The organism is Rhodanobacter hydrolyticus (genome assembly GCF_044904645.1).
In genome coordinates, this window is record NZ_JADIKK010000008.1 from 1640499 (window position 1) to 1660241 (window position 19743).

Sequence of the window (19743 nt, forward strand, 5' to 3'; positions counted from 1 at the left end):
CGGGCCGCGGGGCGGCTCCGGTTTCAGCTATCATGCCCTTTCGATCCAACATACGATCCTTTTCCATGCGTTCAATTATCGACTCGCCCAAGCTGCCGACGACCACCCGGTTCTGCCTCAGGACACTCGCCTTGCTTGGTCTGGCGCTGGCGATGAGCGCCTGCTCGCTGTTCCACCACAAGCGCGACAACATCGACACCATGCCGGTGGACGTCTTGTACAAGAAGGCACACGTCTCGCTGGAGAATGCCGACTACTCCGCCGCCATCAAGGACTACCAACGCCTGATCGCGCGCTTCCCAGCCGGTGATTACAACGAACAGGCCCAGTTGGAGCTGACCTACGCGCAGTACAAGGACGCCCAGTGGGAAGACGCGTACTCGACGATCAACCGCTTCATCAAGGCCGATTCGTCGAACAAGCACATCGATTATGCCTATTACTTGCGCGGATTGATCAATTTCGACCGCACTACCGGCTTCATGGACAAGGTTTCCCGCGACAAGCAGGCGCAGTCGCGCCGTGACCAGGGCTACAACCTGCAGTCCTTCGACGACTTTGCCGAGCTGTCGCGCCGCTTTCCCAACAGCGCCTATGCTGCCGATGCGCGCCAGCGCATGATCTACCTGCGCAACGTGCTGGCGCAGTACGAGGTCAACGTGGCCGAGTTCTACCTGTTCAATCGCGTCTATGTCGGTGCGGCGGATCGCGCGCAGTACGTGATCGAGCACTACCAGCAGGCGCCGCAGACCGGTGATGCACTGGCCATCCTCACTCGCAGCTACCTTGCGCTGAAAGAGGACAAGCTGGCCGATCAGACCCGCCAGGTGCTGGTGCTCAACTACCCGGATCACCCTTACCTGAAGGATCCCACCTGGCCGCACGAAGTGGCGAAGTGGCGCAAGATGGTTCCCTTCATGCGGCACCATTGATGCCGACAGGTCAGTACAACAGAAACCGGCGAGCGATCGCCGGTTTTTTTATGCAAGCTCCGCCATTTCCATGAGAGCCGCTGCGCCGGAATCGCCATGAGCCAGGAAAGCAAATCCGGCAACCGCAAAGGTCACAGGATATGGACCGGCATCCTGCTGCTGACCGCCGTGGCCACCCTCCGGACCGAAAGGCCGCCCGCATCGGCCTTCAGCGGTTGCGGCTTGCTGCTGGGCGCATGGGTAGCGTTTTACTACCCGGGGCCGGGCTTTGGCCGAACGCCACAAGAGATCTACCAGTCCGCCAGGCAAGGCCGATGGATCAGCCCTCGGTCGGTCATGCTCGTCTCGCTGCTGTCGATCATCCTGATGATCGTCGGCAGCATCTATAACTACCGGCAATGACTAGGATGCCGCGCAGGCTTCACCGCCAGCCCGAGGTGATCGGGTATCGCCTTTCGCGGCCGAACGCACGGGTAGTGACGCGCGGCCCCGGCGCGGACTGGCGGCGCTTGAATTCGTTGGCAAGCACCAGCCGCACCACGCGATGCACCACGTCGGCGGCGAAACCGGCCGCGATGATCTCGGCCTGTGACTGTTCGCCCTCGATGAAGCGCTCCAGGATCGCGTCAAGCACCTCGTAGGGCGGCAGCGAATCCTGGTCGGTCTGGTTGTCGCGCAGCTCGGCCGAGGGCGGCCTGTCGATCACCGCCACCGGAATCGCCTCCTCGCCGCCAGCCTGGGCGTTGCGCCAGCGTGCGAGCCGATACACCGCCGTCTTGTAGACATCCTTGAGCGGCGCATAGGCACCGCACATGTCGCCATACAGCGTGCAGTAGCCCACTGCCATCTCGCTCTTGTTGCCGGTGGCGAGCAGCAACTTGCCGTGCTTGTTGGAGAGTGCCATCAAGGTCACGCCGCGCGTGCGCGACTGCAGGTTTTCCTCGGTAGTGTCGGCAGCCTTGCCGGCGAAGGCGGGTGCCAGCGCAGCGAGGAAGGCTTCGGTCATCGGCTCGATGCCGATGACGTGGTAGTCCACGCCCAGCTGCTCAGCCTGCACGCGCGCGCCGTCCAGCGACAGTTGCGAGGTATAGCGCGTCGGCATCATTACCGCGACAACGCGATCTGCTCCCAGCGCATCCACCGCCAGCGCCAGCGTCAACGCCGAATCGATGCCACCGGACAGGCCCAGCAGCACGCCGGGAAAACCGTTTTTGTCGATGTAGTCACGGATGCCTCGCACCAGCGCGGCGTACAGCGTGGCCTCGGCCGAGGCGTCGGCGGCGACCGGCCAGTTTTCGGCCTGCAGGCTGCGTGTCGCCGAATCGAATTCCGCCCACAGCAGCGCATCGACGAAGGCTTGCGCTCGCGCCGCGACCGAACCGTCGCCGTTCACCAGCAATGAGCCGCCGTCGTACACAACCTCGTCCTGCCCGCCGACCAGGTTGAGGTAGGCCAGTGCGCAGCCGGTCTCCCTGGCGCGCTCGACCAGCACCGCCTCGCGCTCGGCCTGCTTGGCGTCGTCCCAGGGCGAGGCATTGATCACCACGATCAGCTCGGCGCCGGCACGCGCCATCGCGGCAGCCGGCTCGGGCCGCCACACGTCCTCGCAGATCAACAGACCGACACGCACGCCAGCCAGCGTGGCCACCGTGCTGGCATGACCGGGACGGAAGTAGCGCTTGTCATCGAACACGCCGTAGTTCGGCAGCGCCTGCTTGTGCGCCACCTGCGTGATGCGGCCCTCGCGCAACAGCGCGGCGGCGTTGTACACCTCGCCCTCGCTGTGCGGGAAACCCACCAGCGCGGCCATGTCGTCCGTCGCCACGGCCAGCGCATCCAGCTCCTGCTGGCAGGCAGCGAGGAAACTCGGGCGCAGCAGCAGGTCTTCCGGCGGATAGCCCGAGAGGGTCAGCTCGGGGAACGCCACGAGGTCGGCACCGCCGCCGCGGGCCTGCGCCATCAGGTCGCCCACCTTCGCGGCATTCGCCGCGACCGCGCCGACCGGGAAATCGTGCTGGGCCAGCGCCAGTCTCAGGACAGCCATGGATCAAGCTCTTCGGGGATGGAATCGGGGACGAAATGGTAGTGCATCGCCATCGACACAAGAGGGCGGCCGCCTTCCCCCAAACGCTCCTTCGCCAGCTTTTCGTGCCCTGCCGGCCTCAGGCCATTGGCCGCAACAGCAACAGGGTAGCCAGCCCCCACATCAGCAACGCCACGAGCACGTCGAACACGCGCCAGGCAACCGGGCTGCGGAATACCGGCAGCAGCAGCCGCGCCCCGTAGCCCAGCGCCGTGAACCACAGCAAGCTGGCCGTACCTGCTCCAGCTGCGAACGACCACTGGACGCCACCCAGGTAATGGGTGGACAAGCTGCCGAGCAGCACCACGGTATCCAGATAAACATGTGGGTTGAGCAGGGTGAATCCCAGGCAGGCCAGCACCGTGCGCCCTTGCCTGCCCGCCGTTGCATCGGCCGGACGCAGGCCGCTTTCGCCGCGCCAGGCACGTCGCGCTGCCAACACGCCATACGAGGCGAGAAAGGCAGCGCCCGCGAAACGCAGGACCTGTAGCAACCCGGGCTGCTGCTTCACCGCCAGCCCCATGCCGGCCACGCCCAGGGCGATCAGCGCGACGTCGGCCAGCACGCAGACCAGTACCACCGCACCGACATGCAGGCGCTGCAGTCCCTGGCGCAAGACGAAGGCATTCTGCGCACCGATGGCGACGATCAGGCCGGCCCCGGTACCGAGCCCGGCGAGATAAGCGGATGCGAGCATGCGGACCTCACGAAAGGAGGCCTACTTTCGAATAGCCGTCTGCATCAGTAAAACTATATTTGCTTAAGTCAATTCAGATTTTCTAATTTCGAGTGCGCCCATGCGAATGCTCAACCCCCAACTGGCCGCCTTCGTCGCCGTACTGGACGAAGGCAGCTTCGATGGCGCCGCGCGACGGCTCGCGTTGACCCCATCGGCCGTCTCGCAACGCATCAAGGCGCTGGAAGATCGCCTGGGTCAGGTGCTGGTGTTGCGCCAATCGCCCAGCCGGGCCACGCCGGCGGGTGAGCGACTGCTGCGCGGCGTGCAGCAGATGCGCCTGCTGGAGGCAGAGATTCTCGGCGACTTCGCCGTCGAAGCGACGCACACCGCGCCGGTCACGATAGCCATTGCCGTGAACGCAGACTCCCTTGCCACCTGGGCGCTCGGCGCCCTGGTCGAACCGCACCAGCACGACGGGCTGCTGTTCGACGTGCGGGTGGAGGACCAGGATCATTCCGTCGACCTGCTGCGCGACGGCTCGGTGCTCGGCGCGATCACCGCGGACGCCCGCCCCGTGCAGGGCTGCACGGTGAAGAAGCTGGGGGTGATGCGCTACCTGCCGATTGCCTCGCCTGCTTTCGTCGCGAAGCATTTCTCCAAAGGCCTGGATGCAGCATCGCTGGGCGCGGCGCCGATGCTGGTGTTCAACCGCAAGGACGCTCTGCAATGGCGCTTCATCCGCAGCGTGACCCATGCCCGGCTGGCCCCGCCCATGCATTACCTGCCCTCCTCCACTGCCTTCGTGGAAGGCGCGGCGCTGGGCCTGGGCTGGGCGATGGCGCCGGAGGCCATGCTGGAACAACCCTTCGCCCTGGGCTCGCTGCAGCCAATCGCGCCCCGGCGGTGGCTGGACGTGCCGTTGTATTGGCAACACTGGTCGATCCGCTCGACCGCATTGGCCAAGGTCACCGAGGCGCTGCTGCATGCGGCCCGTCACGGCCTGCGCAACGCACGCGCTTCCTCGTAGGCGCCAGAAAACAGGAAGGGCCGCACGAAGCGGCCCTTCCCGTACCGGTCGGATGGACCCGGTTTTACTTCTTCATCAGCTTGGCGAGCGTCTTGCCGAGGTCGGCAGGCGACTTCACCGTGGTGACGCCGGCTTTCTCCAGCGCCGCGAACTTCGCCGCCGCCGTGCCCTTGCCGCCGGAGATGATCGCACCGGCATGGCCCATGCGCTTGCCCGCCGGGGCCGAGGCGCCGGCGATGAAGGACACCACCGGCTTCTTGACGTATTCGCCGATGAACTCGGCGGCATCTTCCTCGGCCGAACCGCCGATCTCGCCGACCATGATGATGCCTTCGGTCTGCGGATCGTCCTGGAACAGCTTGAGGCAGTCGATGAAGCTGAGGCCGTTGATCGGGTCGCCGCCGATGCCGATGCAGGTGGACTGGCCCAGGCCTTCGTTGGTGGTCTGGAACACGGCTTCATAGGTCAGGGTGCCGGAGCGTGACACGATGCCGACCTTGCCCGGCTGGTGGATGTGGCCCGGCATGATGCCGATCTTGCATTCGCCCGGGGTGATCACGCCGGGGCAGTTCGGCCCGATCAGCACGGTTTCCGGATGCTGCGCCAGCACGTTCTTCACGCGCAGCATGTCCAGCACCGGGATGCCTTCGGTGATCGCTACGATGACCTTGATGCCGGCGTCGACCGCTTCGAGGATCGAATCGGCCGCGAACGGCGGCGGCACGAAGATGACGGAGGCGTCGGCGCCGGTTTCCAGAACGGCTTCGTCCACCGAATTGAAGACCGGCAGGCCGATGTGCTCGCTGCCGCCCTTGCCGGGGGTGACGCCGCCCACGACCTTGGTGCCGTAGTCGATCGCCTGCTGCGCGTGGAAGGTGCCCTGCTGGCCGGTGAAGCCCTGCACCAGCACCTTGGTGTTCTTGTTGATGAGAACGGACATGACTTAGTTGCTCCTCACTTCGCGGCGGCCACGGCTTTCTGCGCCGCGTCGTTGAGATCGTCGGCCGGCGTGATCGCCAGGCCGGAGTTGGCCAGCAGTTCGCGGCCCTTCTCGACGTTGGTGCCCTGCAGTCGCACCACCACCGGAATCTTCAGGCCCACTTCCTTCACCGCGGCGATGATGCCCTCGGCGATCATGTCGCAGCGGACGATGCCGCCGAAGATGTTGACCAGGATGGCCTTGACCTTGTCGGACGAGGTGATCAGCTTGAACGCCTCGGTGACGCGCTCCTTGGTGGCGCCGCCGCCCACATCGAGGAAGTTGGCCGGCTCGCCGCCCGCCAGCTTGATCACGTCCATGGTGGCCATGGCCAGGCCGGCGCCGTTGACCATGCAGCCGATGGTGCCGTCCATCGTCACGTAGTTGAGGTTGTTCTGCACCGCAGCCGCCTCGGCGGCGTCTTCCTGCGTGAGGTCGCGCATCGCGGCGAGGTCGGCGTGGCGGAACTCGGCGTTGTCGTCGGAGTTCACCTTGCCGTCCAGCGCGGCGAGGTTGCCGTCGGCGAGGATGGCGAGCGGGTTCAGCTCGACCAGCGAGAGGTCCTTCTCGTTGAACAGCTTGTACAGGCCCAGCATGATCTTGGTCAGCTGCCCGACCTGCTTGGCGTTGAGGTCCATCGCGAAGCCGAGCTGGCGGCACTGGTAGGGCTGCAGGCCTTCCACGAAGTCCACCACGATGGTGTGGATGTCCTCGGGGGTGTCCTTGGCCACCTGCTCGATATCCACGCCGCCGTGCTTGGAGGCGATGAAGGAGACGGACTTGGAATCGCGGTCCACCAGGATCGACAGGTACAGCTCCTTGGCGATGTCGGTGGCGTCGGTGACCAGCACCAGGTTCACCGGCAGCGCACGGCCGGCGGACTGGTAGGTCTCCATCTTGGTGCCCAGCATGCCCTTGGCGGCGGCGCGCACGTCGTCCAGGCTGCGGCAGAACTTCACGCCGCCGGCCTTGCCGCGGCCGCCTGCGTGGATCTGCGCCTTGACCATCCATTGGGTACCGCCCAGCGCCTTGGCGGCGTCGACGGCGGCATCGGGAGAGTTGGCGACCTTGCCCGGCGGTACGTTGATGCCGTACTGCGCGAACAGTTCTTTGGCCTGATATTCGTGGAAATTCATTCGAAAGCCTCGAGCGAACGGGGAAACACGGCCTCGCGCGGAAAGAGCGCGGCGCGGGCTGGGGGAGTCGGGCGGCGCGGACGCTGCCGGCATGTCGATGCGCGGCGCCATGCCCGAGAGGACAGGAACGGCGCGAAACGGCCGCCCATTTTCGCGGAAGCGGCCCCCAATGGAAAGGGGCGGGCCAAACCGCTCATCCTGCGATGCCTGCTCCAGGCCTCTGCGTGGCCCTCATTACCCTGCCGCGGCCGCCGGGCGGCAGTGAGCGGCGCAACGCCCTCCTGACTGGCAGGTCAGGTCTTGCGGCTACGGCAGGGCTGCCCGAAAAGCCGGGTCTGTTTGCCCTTATGGTGGCGTCATCACTCGGTCGTGGACGGACGTCCACTTCTCGCCGCTCATGGCCGAGTCCATCATGGACTCCCCCCTTTCTTGCTTGGCCTGCGTGCATACAGCTCCCGGCGCGGGCCACGCGGAAGGTATGGAACATATACTCTGTCCAGACCGCCCCGGAGCGCCGAACGTCGTGTCCAACCCCGCCCTGCCGCAGCTCAACGCCCCACGCCCCATTCCGGCGGCGATCCGCCACGAGATGCTGTTCTTCAACGGCTTCCGGTTGATGCAGGCGCTGGTGTACATCGGACTGGCGTTCGCGCCCGCGCAGATTCACGGCCTGTCGCTGGAATCGCTGCGCTTCGCTCTCGTGGTGACCCTGCCTTATCTGCTGTTTGCGGTGGCGGCGCTGGCGCTGACCCGACGCTGCGTGCCTTACGCGAAGGCGGCCGTATCGATCTGGCTGGTGGTGGACATCATCGCCGCGGTGCTGGCGCTGAGTGCGATCGACTACTCCCGCATCGGCATCGCGATGATGCTGGCGGTGAACCTTGGCGTGGGCGCATTGATCCTGTCGCTGCGGGTTTCCAGCTTCTTCGCCGCACTGGCCACGCTGGGCCTGCTCGGCCGCGCCCTGTTCATCCAGCACGGCGGTGGCGGTGGCGGCGAAAGCAGCCTGCTGGAATCGGCGTTGTTCGGCGTGGCTTATTTCGCCATCACCACGCTGTGCCACGTGCTGAGCCGGCAACTGCGCGCCAGCGAGGCCCTGGCCGAACAACGCAGCACCGACCTGGCCAACCTCTCGCAGGTCAACGAACTCATCATCCGCCGCATGAAAACCGGCGTGCTGCTGGTGGACGACGCCAACCGCATCCACCAGATCAACGAATCGGCATGGATGCTGCTGGGCAACCCCAGCGCCGAACAGCGCGATCTCGGCCGCCTCGCGCCGGAACTGTCGCGCCGCCTGTACCACTGGATGACTTCCGGCAAGCTGGACGAAACCGCCACCCAGCTCGCCGACGGCGTGCCCGAAGTGGTGCCTCGGTTCTCCCGCCTCGCACCGAACGACGATTCGCTGGTGCTGATCTTCCTCGACGACACCTCGCTGGTGTCGCGCCGCGCCGAGGAGCTCACGCTCAGTTCGCTGGGCCGCCTGTCTGCCTCGATCGCGCACGAAATCCGCAACCCGCTGGCGGCGATCCGCTACTCGGCGCAGCTGCTGGCCGAGTCGGAAAGCATGGACAGCGCCGACCAGCGCATGGTCGAGATCATCAACAACCACTGCGTGCGGCTCAACGAGATCATCGAGAACATCCTGCAGCTGTCGCGACGCGAGCGCTCGCGCCCGGAAACGCTGGATCTCGGGCGCTGGGCGCAGAGCTTCGTGGACGAGTACAAGCAAGGCAACGACATCGGCAACGACACGCTGCGCGTGGTCGTGGGCGGCCCCACCGCGGTGGCCGCGCTGGCCGACCCGCAGCAACTGCAGCAAGTGGCGTGGAACCTGGTGCAGAACGCACTGCGCTATGGCCGCATGCCCGGGGAACCGGCACGCGTGATCGTGATCGTGCGCACCGGCGAGCACGGCGAGCCCATCCTGGAAGTCACCGACCGCGGTCCCGGCATCGCGCCCAAGGTGGCCACGCAGATCTTCGAACCGTTCTACACCACCCACGAATACGGCACCGGCCTCGGCCTGTACCTGGCACGGCAGATGGCCGAGGCGAACCAGGCTTCGCTGGAATACGTGCGCGTGGCGGGCGGCGGCAGCTGCTTCCGGCTGGTGCTCACGCCGGCGCAGATGGGCCGCATGGCGGGCGAGGCAACGGGTACCTGAAGCTCAGAGCCTGTCCGCGACCTCAGGTTGCGCGCACGACCAGGCTGGTGGGCAACACCTGCGAAGACACTGGAAGCCCGTCGATCAGCGCAAGCACCTTGCGCGCCAGCAGCACGCCACCCTCCTGCCAGTTCTGCCGAACGCTGGACAGCGGCGGCAGGAAGCTGGCGCCATGCGGGGTGTCGTCGTAGCCCACCACCGAGACGTCGTTCGGCACCGACAGCCCCAGCTCCACCAGCGCGCGGATCGCGCCCATCGCCAACAGGTCGCTGCAGGCGAAGATCGAGTCGAAATGCACCTTGCGGGCGGCCAGCGAGCGCACCGCTTCGACGCCCGATTCCAGCGTCCAGTCCACCCGGCGCAGCAGCAGCGGCTTGATGCCGTGACCGGCCAGCTCGTCGACGAAGCCATGCAGGCGCTGCGCCATCTCGGGATGGTCGGAGTTGCCGATGAATACCGGATGGCGCCGCCCGATCGACAGGAAGCGCTCGGCCACGCTGACGCCGCTGTGCCGGTTGTCGCTGCCCACCACGATGTGGTTGTCCCGCGCGGATTCGGCGCCCCACACCACCATCGGCAAGCCCATGCGGTCGTACAGCTTCACCGCGTCCTCGTGTTCGCCCTGGCCCAGCAGGATCAACCCGTCGGCCGCCTGCACCGCGGCGTTCGCCGCGTCATGGCGGGTGGTCAGCAGCACGCTGTAGCCGGCCGAGGTCAATTCCTGCGAAATGCCGCCCAGCAGTGACAGCGGGTAGGGATCCCACATGGTGCGGCTGGACGAAGGCTTCATCTCCACGATCACCGCCACGGTATGGCTGCGCCGCAGCCGCAGGTTGCGTGCGCTGACGTTGAGCTTGTAGCCATGCTTGCGGGCCAGCGCCTGGATGCGCTCGCGGGTTTCGGCTGTCACTAGCGGGCTGTCGCCCAGCGCCCGCGACACGGTGATCTTGGAAACCCCCGCCAGCTTCGCCAGATCCGCCATGGTCAAACCGGGCTGTGCCGCGGCGGGAGACTTCTTCTTGGCGTGGCTCACGCAACGGCCCTCGGGCAAGAGTGCAGGCGGCGGGAGGCCGGCCTTGGCGACGGCTAGTGTGGCCCGCAAAGCCGAAGGGTTCAATGCGCCGACATCCAGCCCGCAAGCCGCCCGAGACGGCTTCGCAGCGAATGATATCGATATCTTGATATCGATATCATTCGCCCGTATGCTGCGCCCGGATAGATGCCGTCGCGGCATGCAACCATGCGAGGGAACCACGTGCAGACACACGATGCGGCCACGCCCGCCTTGTCCGCCGATGCGGGCTCGGCGATGCATGCCACCGGCACAGCCGATCCCTGGCAGCTCGTGCGTCATGGCCGCGATCGTGCAGGCTTTGCCCAGGACGAGAGCCTCTTTGCCCTCGCCAACGGATCGCTGGGCGTGCGTGGCGGGCTGGAGGAAGACGACAGCCCGAGCCAGGGCTGCTTCCTTGCTGGCGTATGGGAACGCTCGCCCATCGCCTACCACGAACGCTTCACCGGATACGCCCGCAATACCGACACGCGCGTGCCGGTGGCCGACGCCAGCCGCATCCGGCTGCGGCTGGGCGATGTCCCGGTGCAGCTGGACGACGGCGAATGGCTGGCACTGGAACGCCGGCTCGATCTGCGCAACGGCAGCTACCGGCGCACCCTGCGTTGGCGCGCGCCGGGCGGCGGCACACTGGAAATCAGCTCGGAACGGTTAGTGGCGCTGGACCGCCCCGGCTTGCTGGCGATCCGTTACCGGGTGCGCTCGATCGACTACCGCGGCCCCATCGCGCTGGAGTCGGCCATCGATACCGTACGTACCGCCGTGACCCAGGGCGACGACCCGCGTATCGGCGCGCACCTGAGCGGCGGCCTGCATCTGGATGACGCCCACGCCGACGCCGACGTCGCCTGGCTGAGCCAGCGCACCACGCACAGCGGCATCCGAGTGGTCTGTGCGCAGACCCATCGCCTTGCGGCCGACGGCGCGTTGGCGTTTCAAGGCGCCGCACGCACGCCGCACGGCGTGGCGCAGGTCTGGGCGGCCGAACTCGCTCCCGGCAGCGACGTGGTGCTGGACAAGTTCGCCGCCTGGTCTTGGTCGCAACCCACCGCCGACGCAAGCTCCCACCCTGTCCTGCTGACCAGCGCAAAGGCCACGCTGGAATCGGCCGGCCACGCAGGCTTCCCCTCCCTGTTGGCCGACCAGGCAGGGCAACTCGCCGCGCTGTGGCGGGCATCCGATATCGCCATCGACGGCGCCCCTGAAGTGGAGCAGGCGCTGCGCTTCAATCTGTTCCAGCTGTTCCAGTCCGGCAGCCGCAACGACCAAGGCAGCGTCGCGGCCAAGGGTCTCACCGGCGAGGGCTACGAAGGCCACTGCTTCTGGGATGCCGAGGCCTTCATGCTGCCGGTGCTGGCCACGACGGCGCCAGCACTGGCGCGGCACATGCTGGCCTGGCGCCACGCCACACTGGATCGCGCCCGCATCCACGCCCGTGAGCTGAACCACGCACGCGGTGCGCTGTATCCCTGGCGCACCATCGCCGGCGACGAATGTTCGGCCTACTTTCCCGGCGGCTCCGCGCAATACCACATCAATGCGGCGGTGGCCTGGGCGATCCGCCTGTACGTGGACGCCAGCGGCGACGAAGCCTTCCTGCGCGATCTGGGCGCGGAAATGCTATGCGAGACCGCGCGCGTCTGGCTGCAAGTCGGCCACTACAACCCGCGCCGCGGCGGCGCCTTCTGCATCCACGAGGTCACCGGGCCGGACGAATACTCCGCCCTGGTCGACAACAACCACTACACCAACCGCATGGCGCAGCGGCACCTGCGTGACGCCGCGGCCACCGTCGAGTGGTTGCTCGCCACCCATCCGGCCGAGCACGCCGCACTGGCGAAGCGCATCGATCTGGACGCGGACGAGGCCGCCCAGTGGCGGCATGCCGCAGACGCGATGTATCTGGCGGAAGACGCCGAACTGGGCATCTTCCCGCAGGACGACGGCTTCCTCGACAAACCGCGGATCCCGCCCGAACAGATGGACGACCCGGCGCTGCGGCCACTGCTGCTGCACTGGCACCCACTGACCATCTACCGCCATCAGGTATGCAAGCAGGCCGATACCCTGCTCGCCTTGATGCTGGCCGGCGAAGACGTGGACGCAGCCGCGAAGCGGCGCAACTTCGACTACTACGAAGGCGTCACCGTCCACGATTCCACGCTCTCCGCCTCCACCTTCGCGGTGCTCGCCGCCGAGACCGGACGCGCGGCGCAGGCCTACCGCTACTTCCTCGACACGCTGCGCGTGGATCTGGACGACCTGCACGGCAACGCCGCCCACGGGCTGCACATGGCGGCGATGGCCGGCAGCTGGCTGGCGCTGACCTGGGGCTTCGGCGGCTTGCGCGTGCGCAACGGCCAGCCCGCACTGGCGCCGCAGTTGCCGCAGCCCTGGCGCGGCTATCGCTTCGGGCTGCGCTGGCGCGATACGCAACTGCGCGTGGAGGTGGATGCCGCCGGTGCGCGCTACACACTGCTCGACGGCGACATGCTCGACTTTCTGCATCGTGGCGAGCCGCAGCGCCTGCGCAAGGGCGAAACCCTGCAGCTGGCGCACCCGGCTGCGCCAGCGCACGAACTGAAGGCCGTGGTCTTCGACCTCGACGGCGTACTCGCCGATACCGCCGTGCTGCACCGCGCCGCGTGGCAGCAACTGGCCGCCGAGATCGACGCGCCGCTCGACGAAGCGACCGCCGAGCGCATGAAGGGCGTGGACCGCATGGGTTCGCTCGAGATCCTGCTGGAACACGCACCGCGCCGCTACGGCGATGCGGAAAAGGCCGAGCTTGCCGCACGCAAGAACGCCCGCTACGCCGAACTCATCGAGCACCTCGACCCGAACAACCTGCTCCCCGGCGCCCGCGCCGCGGTGGAATCGGTGCGCCACGCGGGGCTGAAGACCGCATTGGCCTCGGCCAGCCGCAACGCGCCACGACTCATCGAGCGGCTGGGCATCGCCGACCTGTTCGACTACGTGGTCGATGCCAGTCACATCACGCATTCGAAGCCCGACCCGGAAATCTATCTCGCCGCTGCCGCCGGCCTCGGCCTGGCGCCGGCCGACTGCCTCGGCGTGGAAGACGCCGCAGCGGGCATCGCCAGCATTCACGCCGCGGGGATGGCGGCGGTAGGCATCGGTCGGGCGGATGCCCTGGCCGAGGCCGACGTGTTGTTGCCGAACATCGCCGCGTTCGACATCGACCGGATAAGAACGAAAAGCGGCCCACCGGCACGGCTTCGCGCCGACGCCGTCTCACTTTGCAATCCGAACTGAACGGGGAGTCAGAACATGAGTGCTCGCATACTTACAAGCTTGACGTTGTCCGCGGCGATCGCGGCTGCGCTGGCATCCGGCACCGCACAGGCGCAGGACAACGGCCAGAACGCCAGCAGCGCGCCGACCGTCGCCACCAACGCTACGCAGAAGGCCAAGAGCAACGCGAAGAACGGCAAATCCGTGCAGTCGCTGGAGCAGGTCGTCGTCACCGGCTCGGCCAGCAATGCCGGCGTGCGCAAGATCGACGCCAGTTATTCGATCACCACCGCCACCGATGCGCAGATCCAGCAGATCAACCCGCGCAGTGCTGCCGACCTGCTGAAGCTTTCGCCCGGCGTGTGGCCGGAATCCTCCGGCGGCGAAACCGGCGCCAACGTCGAGATCGCCGGCTTTCCGGGCGGCGGCGACGCGCCGTTCTACACCAACCAGATCATGGGCACGCCGCTTTACGGCATGCCGTCGCTGTCGTTCTTCGAGCAGAGCTCGATGTTCCGCCTCGACGACACCGTCGACCATGTGGAGCTGCTGCAGGGCGGCCCGTCGGTGGTCTTCGGCGACGGTCAGATCGGCCTCACCTCCAACTACATCCTCAAGCAGGGCACCGACACGCCGTCCGGCGACATCGGCGTCACCTACGGCACGGGCGACCTGCGCCGCATCGACGGCTTCTACGGCTTCCCGATCGGCAAGAACGGCTGGTACGGCAGCGTGGGCGGCTTCTACCGCGACTCCAACGGCGTGCGCGATCCGCAGTACGCCGCCGACAAGGGCGGCCAGCTCACGGCCACGCTGACCAAGGACTGGGACAACGGCTCGCTGGTGTTCTGGACGCGCGGCCTCGACGACAAGAACCAGTTCATCACCCCGGTGCCGTTGATCCAGGATCGTTCGGGCATCTTCTCCGACTACCCCGGCTTCGACCCGCTGACCAGCACGTATTACAGCAGCGCGATGCAGCACACCTATCTGGAAAGCTACCCGGGCGGCGGCACCGGCGTGAACCTCGCCAACGGGCGCGGCGCGCAGCTCGGCTTCTTCGGCGTCAACTTCGACTGGGACTTCGGCGACGGCTGGACAGTCAGCGACAAGTTCCTCGTCGACGGCGGCAACATGGACACCAACGCGCTGTTCTCGGGCTCCAATCCGCAGTCGCTGAGCAGCTGGGAAAACACCGCCGGCACCTACCCGGACAACACCGTTCCCACCGGCGCCGTGTACAACGCCAGCTACACCAACGGCACCGGCACGATCACCAATCCCAACCTGGACGTGATCAGCCAGGGCCTGTGGCACATCCACAAGAATCTGCACAGCGTGATCAACGACTTCCGCGTCAGCAGGGATCTGTTCGACGGCAATACGCTGACCGCCGGCCTGTACCTGGCGCACTACACCGACGACGACCGCTGGTCGCTCGGCAACCCGATGCTGATGACCAACACGCCGAACGCCACGCCTATCGCGGTGAGCTACGTGCAAGGCGGCAAGACCTACTACGTCACCAACAGCCAGGGCCTGATCTACAACGGCGGCTACAACATCACCGAGAACGGCGAATCCGACAACAAGGCGTTCTACCTGTCCGATACGTGGAAGCTCGACCAGTGGATCTTCGACGCGTCGGCCCGCGTGGAGAACGAGAACGCGCGCAACACCGTGTGCAACCTCTCCAACGTCAATATCGACGGCAACGCCTACACGCTGTACGACAACGCCGTGGCGATGTGCAACGGCTCCTACTCGGTCACCGACTACGACAAGACCCACACCTCGTGGACGCTGGGTGCCACCTACAAGCTCAGCGACGACATGGCCATCTACGCCCGCGCCAACAAGGGTGCGCATTTCAACAGCTTCGACGACATGCGCGGCAACACCACCGGCAACACGCCGCCGCTGCTGACCATCCAGAACTTCGAGGTGGGCTACAAGTACTCGTCCGATCTGCTTAGCGCCGACCTGGCGTTCTACCACCGCCAGTTCAACGGCCTGTCCTACCAGCCATCGATACTGGGCGTGCCGCTGGGCGGCTATTCCACCTACGGGTCGGACACCAAGGGCCTGAACTTCGCGGTACGGGCCACCACGCCGGACCAGGTGTTCTCGATCACCGCCTCGGGCGATTGGATGCAGGGACACTATTCGCACTTCGAAGGCGACGCGGTGTTCTACGGCCTGCCGACGTCGGACAACCCAACCGGCGAGTTCGTCAGCACCTACGAGGGCAAGCAGTTGCAACGCCAGCCCAAGTTCCAGGTGCGCATCACGCCGTCCCTGCACTTCAGCATGCCGCAGGGCGACCTGCGCCTGTGGGCCACGATGGAATACGTGGGCCCGCACACCCAGGACCAGCTCGCGCTGCAGCAGCTGGGCAGCTACACCGACTTCAATGTCGGCGCGCAATACACCTACGACAAGCACTGGGTGTTCACCCTGCTCGGCTCCAACGTCACCGACACGCTGGGCCTGACCGAGTCGAACTCGCGCATCGCGGGCAACGCCACCGACGCGTCCGGCGTGCTGCTGGCCCGCACGCTGGAAGGCCACCAGTACACCTTCCAGGTGAAGTACCAGTTCTGATGCAAGCCTGAAGCCGCCCCCTGCCGCCGCGACGCACACGCGGAAACGACGGCAGGGTACGGAAGCTCCCGCAACAACAGCTCTCCCCGCGTTCCGGCCCGGATTGCGCGATGGCGACCCGGGCCGTCTTTTTCTGCGAAGCTCGCCACCACGAGGTGTGCATGAACCGTTACCGCATGATCGCCGCACTCGCGCTGACCTATGTGGTCTTCGCGATCCTGCTCAACAGCGTGGGCACGGTGATCCTGCAATCCATCGCCAGCTTCGGCGTGGGCAAGACCGAAGCCAGCCTGCTCGAACTGTTCAAGGACCTCACCATCGCCGTGGTCTCCTTCGGCGTGGCTTCCTTCCTGCCGCTGATCGGCTACCGGCGCGCGATGATCCTGGCGCTGGCGCTGCTCGGCGTCGCCTGCGCGCTGATGCCGCTGTGGCCGGGCTTCCGCACCACCGAGGTGCTGTTCACCTGCGTGGGCATCTCGTTCGCGCTGGCCAAGGTCGGCGTGTACTCCTCGATCGGCCTGCTGACCGCTGATCGCGCCGCGCATGGGCGCCTCACCTCGACTATCGAAGGCACGTTCATGCTCGGCGTGCTCGCCGGCAACTGGCTGTTCAGCGCTTTCATCAACCACGCTGCACCCGCCGACCTTGTGTGGTTGCGCGTGTACTGGGTGCTGGCCGCGCTGTGCATGCTGGTGATCGTGCTGCTCGCCGGTTCGCGCATGGACGAGTCGGCGGCGCGCAACACGCGCACCACCACGATCAAAGGCTCGCTGGTCGAAATGCTGCAATTGTTCGCGCGACCGCTGGTCTACGTGTTCCTGATCTCGGCCTTCCTCTACGTGCTGATCGAACAGAGCTTCTCCACCTGGCTGCCCACCTTCAACAACGAGATCCTCAAGCTGCCGAACGCGATGAGCATCCAGCTGGCCAGCATCCTGCCCGGCACCATCGCGCTGGGACGGCTGGCCGCGGGCCAGGCCTTGCGGCGCATGCATTGGTACACCTTGCTCAACTTCTGCGTGGTCGGCATGGCGGTCATCGTGATGGTGAGCCTGCCGCTGGCGCGCGGCGTCGAACCCGGCGCCACGGTCGGCTGGCGCAACGCACCCGCTGCTGCGTGGCTGTTCCCGCTGGTCGGGCTGCTGATGGCGCCGATCTACCCAGTCATCAACTCGGTGGTGCTCAGCTCGCTGCCCAAACCCGCGCACGCGGCGATGACGGGACTGATCGTGATCTTCTCCGCGCTGGGCGGCACGCTCGGCTCGCGCATCACCGCCATCGTATTCGCCCGCTTCGACGGCATCGCCGCGTTCTATTTCTCGCTGCTGCCGATGAGCCTGGTGCTGCTGGCGCTGTTCTTCTTCAAGCGCGAAACGGATCGCTCGAACTCCCCTGTCACCGTCGGTCTGGCGGCCGAATGACACCAACCATCGCCGGAGCGCGCATGAAAACCCGACTCGCCTGCCTTGCCCTCGCGGCCCTGTTCGCCGCCCCTGCGATGGCGGCTACCGATCCAAGCTTCCTGCTCTCCGGCACCAGCGACGATTTCGGCAGCTATTTCCCCGGCTACCTGGCGAACGGCTATTTCTCGGTGATGACCTCGCCGCGCGGCACGGAGCCCGACCGCGGCTACATGGTCGCGTTCATGGATTACGGCAAGGGTGACATCGCCCGTCCCGCCACAGTGCCCGGCTGGAACGAGATCGATTACAACCCGGGCGGCGGCTGGCTCAATTCGACGCGGCTGGACGCGAAGATCTTCGCCGGCTACGCGCAGACGCTGGACATGCACGACGCCACGCTGACCACACGCTACGACTTCGACTACGCGAACAAGTCCACCGGCGTGGAGGTGCAGAGTTTCGTCAGCCAGGCCGACCCGCATCTCGCCGCGGTGCGCTTTACCGTCACGCCGGCGTTCAGCGGCGACGTGCAGCTCAGCTTCCCGATCCGGCTATGGTCGGAACACCAGCCGCGGTTTCCCATCGGCAGCATGACCGGCGACCAGATGATCGCTGCGGTGATCGCCAGCGGGCAGAACCTCGACAACAAGCCGGTGCCCACGCCCGACCGCGCTGCGGTGTGGTACCCCGGCTACACGCAGGTGCTGTCGAACGATGGCGATGCGAAGGCGCTCACGCTGTGGCTGGACGGCCGTGCCGAGCAGGGCCTCGCGATGGCCGAGGCGGCGGCGCTCGAGTTGCCTCCCGGCATTGCGGTGAAGAGCGCCACGGTGTCGAGGGGGCCGTACAAGCTGTCGCTCGACCTTGTGGTGCACGTCGAACAGGGCAAGCGCTACAGCTTCACCAAGTACGTAGCCCTCTCGCGCGAAGGCTGGGGCGGCGACGCCAGGGCCGACCTCACGCTCGCCACGCAGGCGCGCGATGCCGGCTTCGACAAACTGCTCGCGCGCCACCGCGACGCATGGCACGGGCTGTGGCAATCCGACATCGTGGTCGATGGCGACCCGCAGGTACAGAAGGCGGTGCATTCGGACCTGTACTACCTGCTGTCCAACACCACGACCGGCACGGCGTGGCCGATGGGTGCCTGCGCGCTGACCCCCAACTATGCCGGCCACGCGTTCTGGGACAGCGACTCGTGGGTGTTCCCGGCACTGCTCCTGCTGCACCCCGAGCGCGCCAAGCCCATCGTGATGTTCCGCCACCGCACCTTGCAGCCGGCACGCGAACGCGCGCGGCAATACGGCGCCAAGGGGTTGATGTATCCATGGGAAGCCGACCCGCAGACCGGCATCGACAACACGCCGCACTTCGCCTACGACGTGTACCGCGAGATCCACGTCAACGCCGACGTCGCCATCGCACAGTGGCAGTACTGGCTCGCCAGCGGCGACCAGGCCTGGCTGAAGCAGTACGGCTGGCCGGTGATCCAGGGCGTGGCCGAGTTCTGGACCAGCCGCGTCACCTACGACAAGGCACGCGACCGCTACGAGATCCTGCACGTCACTTCGCCCGACGAGGCCTACAACGACGTGCCCAACGACGCCTTCACCAACGCTGCCGCACAGAAGGCGCTGCGCATCGCCGTCGAGGCGTCGAAGCTGGTGGGCGCCACGCCCGACCCGCAGTGGTCGCGCATTGCAGACCGGATGTACATACCGTTCGACGACGCCGCACAGCGCCACTACGACTTCGATCCGTCGGTGCCGCACGACAAGATCACCTGGATGGGTTCCTCGCTGGCGTGGCTGATGTACCCCAACCTCGACCTGCCGATGAGCGACGCCGTGCGCCGCAACGACTTCGACTTCCAGTTGCACGAACTGAAGACGCACGGCGACGATCCGAACGAGATGATGATGGTGATGCTGGCCGTGGGCGAAGCGGAACTGGGCGACGGCAAGGCCGCCGGCGACTGGCTGCAGCGCAACCTCGTGGGCTTCCTCAAGCCGCCGTTCAACGTGCGCACCGAGACCGTGGCCAACAACGCCGGCTATATCCTCGCCACCTCGGCCGGCTACATCCAGAGCCTGGTCTACGGCCTCACCGGCCTGCGCATCGATGGCAAGGGGCTGGATCCTGCCTACGCGCCGGTGCTGCCGCCTGGGTGGAAATCGCTCACGCTCCAGGGTGTGGACTTCCGCGGCAAGCGCTACGACATCAGCGTCGAGCGCGATGCGGAAGGCAAGGCGAAACTGGTGCAAAAGGCGCTGTGAAGAGTTCCCGATGAAACCCACGCCTCCACTCCGTCATTCCGGCGCAGGCCGGAATCCAGCAGCGATAAGGCTGGTCCATGCCCCGCGGTTACCGGATTCCGGCCTGCGCCGGAATGACGAGCCCCAA

Annotated in this window: 13 protein-coding genes; 8 read left to right on the forward strand and 5 right to left on the reverse strand. The window is 66.4% G+C overall.

Annotated features, from left to right (window positions below; translation table 11 throughout):
• Window positions 1–65 precede the first annotated feature (65 nt).
• Together ISP25_RS10120 and ISP25_RS10125 are read left to right on the forward strand one after the other, a co-directional pair.
• Window positions 66–932 carry an outer membrane protein assembly factor BamD gene (locus ISP25_RS10120; RefSeq protein WP_404613612.1) on the forward strand — a complete coding sequence of 289 codons (867 nt, stop codon included), beginning with the start codon at window positions 66–68 and terminating at the stop codon, window positions 930–932.
• Between the two features lie 96 nt (window positions 933–1028).
• A complete protein-coding gene (locus tag ISP25_RS10125; RefSeq protein ID WP_404613614.1) occupies window positions 1029–1334 on the forward strand; it encodes a hypothetical protein in 306 nt (101 codons plus the stop codon).
• 19 nt (window positions 1335–1353) lie between these two features.
• Here the strand turns inward: ISP25_RS10125 and ISP25_RS10130 are convergent, their stop codons facing one another.
• Together ISP25_RS10130 and ISP25_RS10135 are read right to left on the reverse strand one after the other, a co-directional pair.
• Window positions 1354–2976, reverse strand: a complete 1623-nt coding sequence (locus ISP25_RS10130; protein WP_404613616.1) for an NAD+ synthase — start codon at window positions 2974–2976, stop codon at window positions 1354–1356.
• Window positions 2977–3094: 118 nt separating this feature from the next.
• Window positions 3095–3712, reverse strand: a complete 618-nt coding sequence (locus ISP25_RS10135) for a LysE/ArgO family amino acid transporter (protein WP_404613618.1) — start codon at window positions 3710–3712, stop codon at window positions 3095–3097.
• A gap of 100 nt (window positions 3713–3812) precedes the next feature.
• Between ISP25_RS10135 and ISP25_RS10140 the strand changes: the two genes are divergently transcribed.
• Window positions 3813–4721, forward strand: coding sequence for a LysR family transcriptional regulator ArgP (locus ISP25_RS10140; protein ID WP_404613620.1), 909 nt, complete (start codon window positions 3813–3815; stop codon window positions 4719–4721).
• A gap of 64 nt (window positions 4722–4785) precedes the next feature.
• Here the strand turns inward: ISP25_RS10140 and sucD are convergent, their stop codons facing one another.
• Entirely contained in the window at window positions 4786–5661 is an 876-nt protein-coding gene (sucD, locus tag ISP25_RS10145; protein ID WP_192153754.1) for a succinate--CoA ligase subunit alpha, read from the reverse strand.
• A 14-nt stretch (window positions 5662–5675) separates the two neighbouring features.
• Entirely contained in the window at window positions 5676–6836 is a 1161-nt protein-coding gene (gene sucC / locus ISP25_RS10150; protein ID WP_192153752.1) for an ADP-forming succinate--CoA ligase subunit beta, read from the reverse strand.
• Between the two features lie 589 nt (window positions 6837–7425).
• On the opposite strand from sucC, the gene ISP25_RS10155 reads away from it, so the two are divergent.
• Window positions 7426–9006, forward strand: coding sequence for a sensor histidine kinase (locus tag ISP25_RS10155; RefSeq protein ID WP_404616297.1), 1581 nt, complete (start codon window positions 7426–7428; stop codon window positions 9004–9006).
• A 22-nt stretch (window positions 9007–9028) separates the two neighbouring features.
• Here the strand turns inward: ISP25_RS10155 and ISP25_RS10160 are convergent, their stop codons facing one another.
• Window positions 9029–9988 carry a LacI family DNA-binding transcriptional regulator gene (locus ISP25_RS10160; protein WP_404616298.1) on the reverse strand — a complete coding sequence of 320 codons (960 nt, stop codon included), beginning with the start codon at window positions 9986–9988 and terminating at the stop codon, window positions 9029–9031.
• 258 nt (window positions 9989–10246) lie between these two features.
• Here ISP25_RS10160 and pgmB point away from each other — a divergent pair, with 258 nt between their 5' ends.
• The 4 genes from pgmB to ISP25_RS10180 all read left to right on the forward strand — a co-directional run bounded on the left by pgmB (window position 10247) and on the right by ISP25_RS10180 (window position 19616).
• A complete protein-coding gene (gene pgmB / locus ISP25_RS10165; RefSeq protein ID WP_404613623.1) occupies window positions 10247–13354 on the forward strand; it encodes a beta-phosphoglucomutase in 3108 nt (1035 codons plus the stop codon).
• 15 nt (window positions 13355–13369) lie between these two features.
• Window positions 13370–15937 (forward strand): TonB-dependent receptor, encoded by a 2568-nt coding sequence (locus tag ISP25_RS10170; protein WP_404613625.1) that lies wholly within the window; start codon window positions 13370–13372, stop codon window positions 15935–15937.
• A gap of 161 nt (window positions 15938–16098) precedes the next feature.
• Complete coding sequence (locus ISP25_RS10175) at window positions 16099–17358, forward strand: MFS transporter (protein WP_404613627.1); 1260 nt, start codon at window positions 16099–16101, stop codon at window positions 17356–17358.
• A gap of 23 nt (window positions 17359–17381) precedes the next feature.
• Entirely contained in the window at window positions 17382–19616 is a 2235-nt protein-coding gene (locus tag ISP25_RS10180; RefSeq protein WP_404613629.1) for a glycosyl hydrolase family 95 catalytic domain-containing protein, read from the forward strand.
• Window positions 19617–19743 lie beyond the last annotated feature (127 nt).

What these genes read in the sequence shown, in the direction of transcription:
- ISP25_RS10120 (WP_404613612.1), top strand. Translation starts at nt 66, where the DNA reads ATGCGTTCAATTATCGACTCGCCCAAGCTGCCGACGACCACCCGGTTC.
- ISP25_RS10125 (WP_404613614.1), top strand. Translation starts at nt 1,029, where the DNA reads ATGAGCCAGGAAAGCAAATCCGGCAACCGCAAAGGTCACAGGATATGG.
- ISP25_RS10130 (WP_404613616.1), bottom strand. Translation starts at nt 2,976, where the DNA reads ATGGCTGTCCTGAGACTGGCGCTGGCCCAGCACGATTTCCCGGTCGGC.
- ISP25_RS10135 (WP_404613618.1), bottom strand. Translation starts at nt 3,712, where the DNA reads ATGCTCGCATCCGCTTATCTCGCCGGGCTCGGTACCGGGGCCGGCCTG.
- ISP25_RS10140 (WP_404613620.1), top strand. Translation starts at nt 3,813, where the DNA reads ATGCGAATGCTCAACCCCCAACTGGCCGCCTTCGTCGCCGTACTGGAC.
- sucD (WP_192153754.1), bottom strand. Translation starts at nt 5,661, where the DNA reads ATGTCCGTTCTCATCAACAAGAACACCAAGGTGCTGGTGCAGGGCTTC.
- sucC (WP_192153752.1), bottom strand. Translation starts at nt 6,836, where the DNA reads ATGAATTTCCACGAATATCAGGCCAAAGAACTGTTCGCGCAGTACGGC.
- ISP25_RS10155 (WP_404616297.1), top strand. Translation starts at nt 7,426, where the DNA reads ATGCTGTTCTTCAACGGCTTCCGGTTGATGCAGGCGCTGGTGTACATC.
- ISP25_RS10160 (WP_404616298.1), bottom strand. Translation starts at nt 9,988, where the DNA reads ATGGCGGATCTGGCGAAGCTGGCGGGGGTTTCCAAGATCACCGTGTCG.
- pgmB (WP_404613623.1), top strand. Translation starts at nt 10,247, where the DNA reads ATGCGAGGGAACCACGTGCAGACACACGATGCGGCCACGCCCGCCTTG.
- ISP25_RS10170 (WP_404613625.1), top strand. Translation starts at nt 13,370, where the DNA reads ATGAGTGCTCGCATACTTACAAGCTTGACGTTGTCCGCGGCGATCGCG.
- ISP25_RS10175 (WP_404613627.1), top strand. Translation starts at nt 16,099, where the DNA reads ATGAACCGTTACCGCATGATCGCCGCACTCGCGCTGACCTATGTGGTC.
- ISP25_RS10180 (WP_404613629.1), top strand. Translation starts at nt 17,382, where the DNA reads ATGAAAACCCGACTCGCCTGCCTTGCCCTCGCGGCCCTGTTCGCCGCC.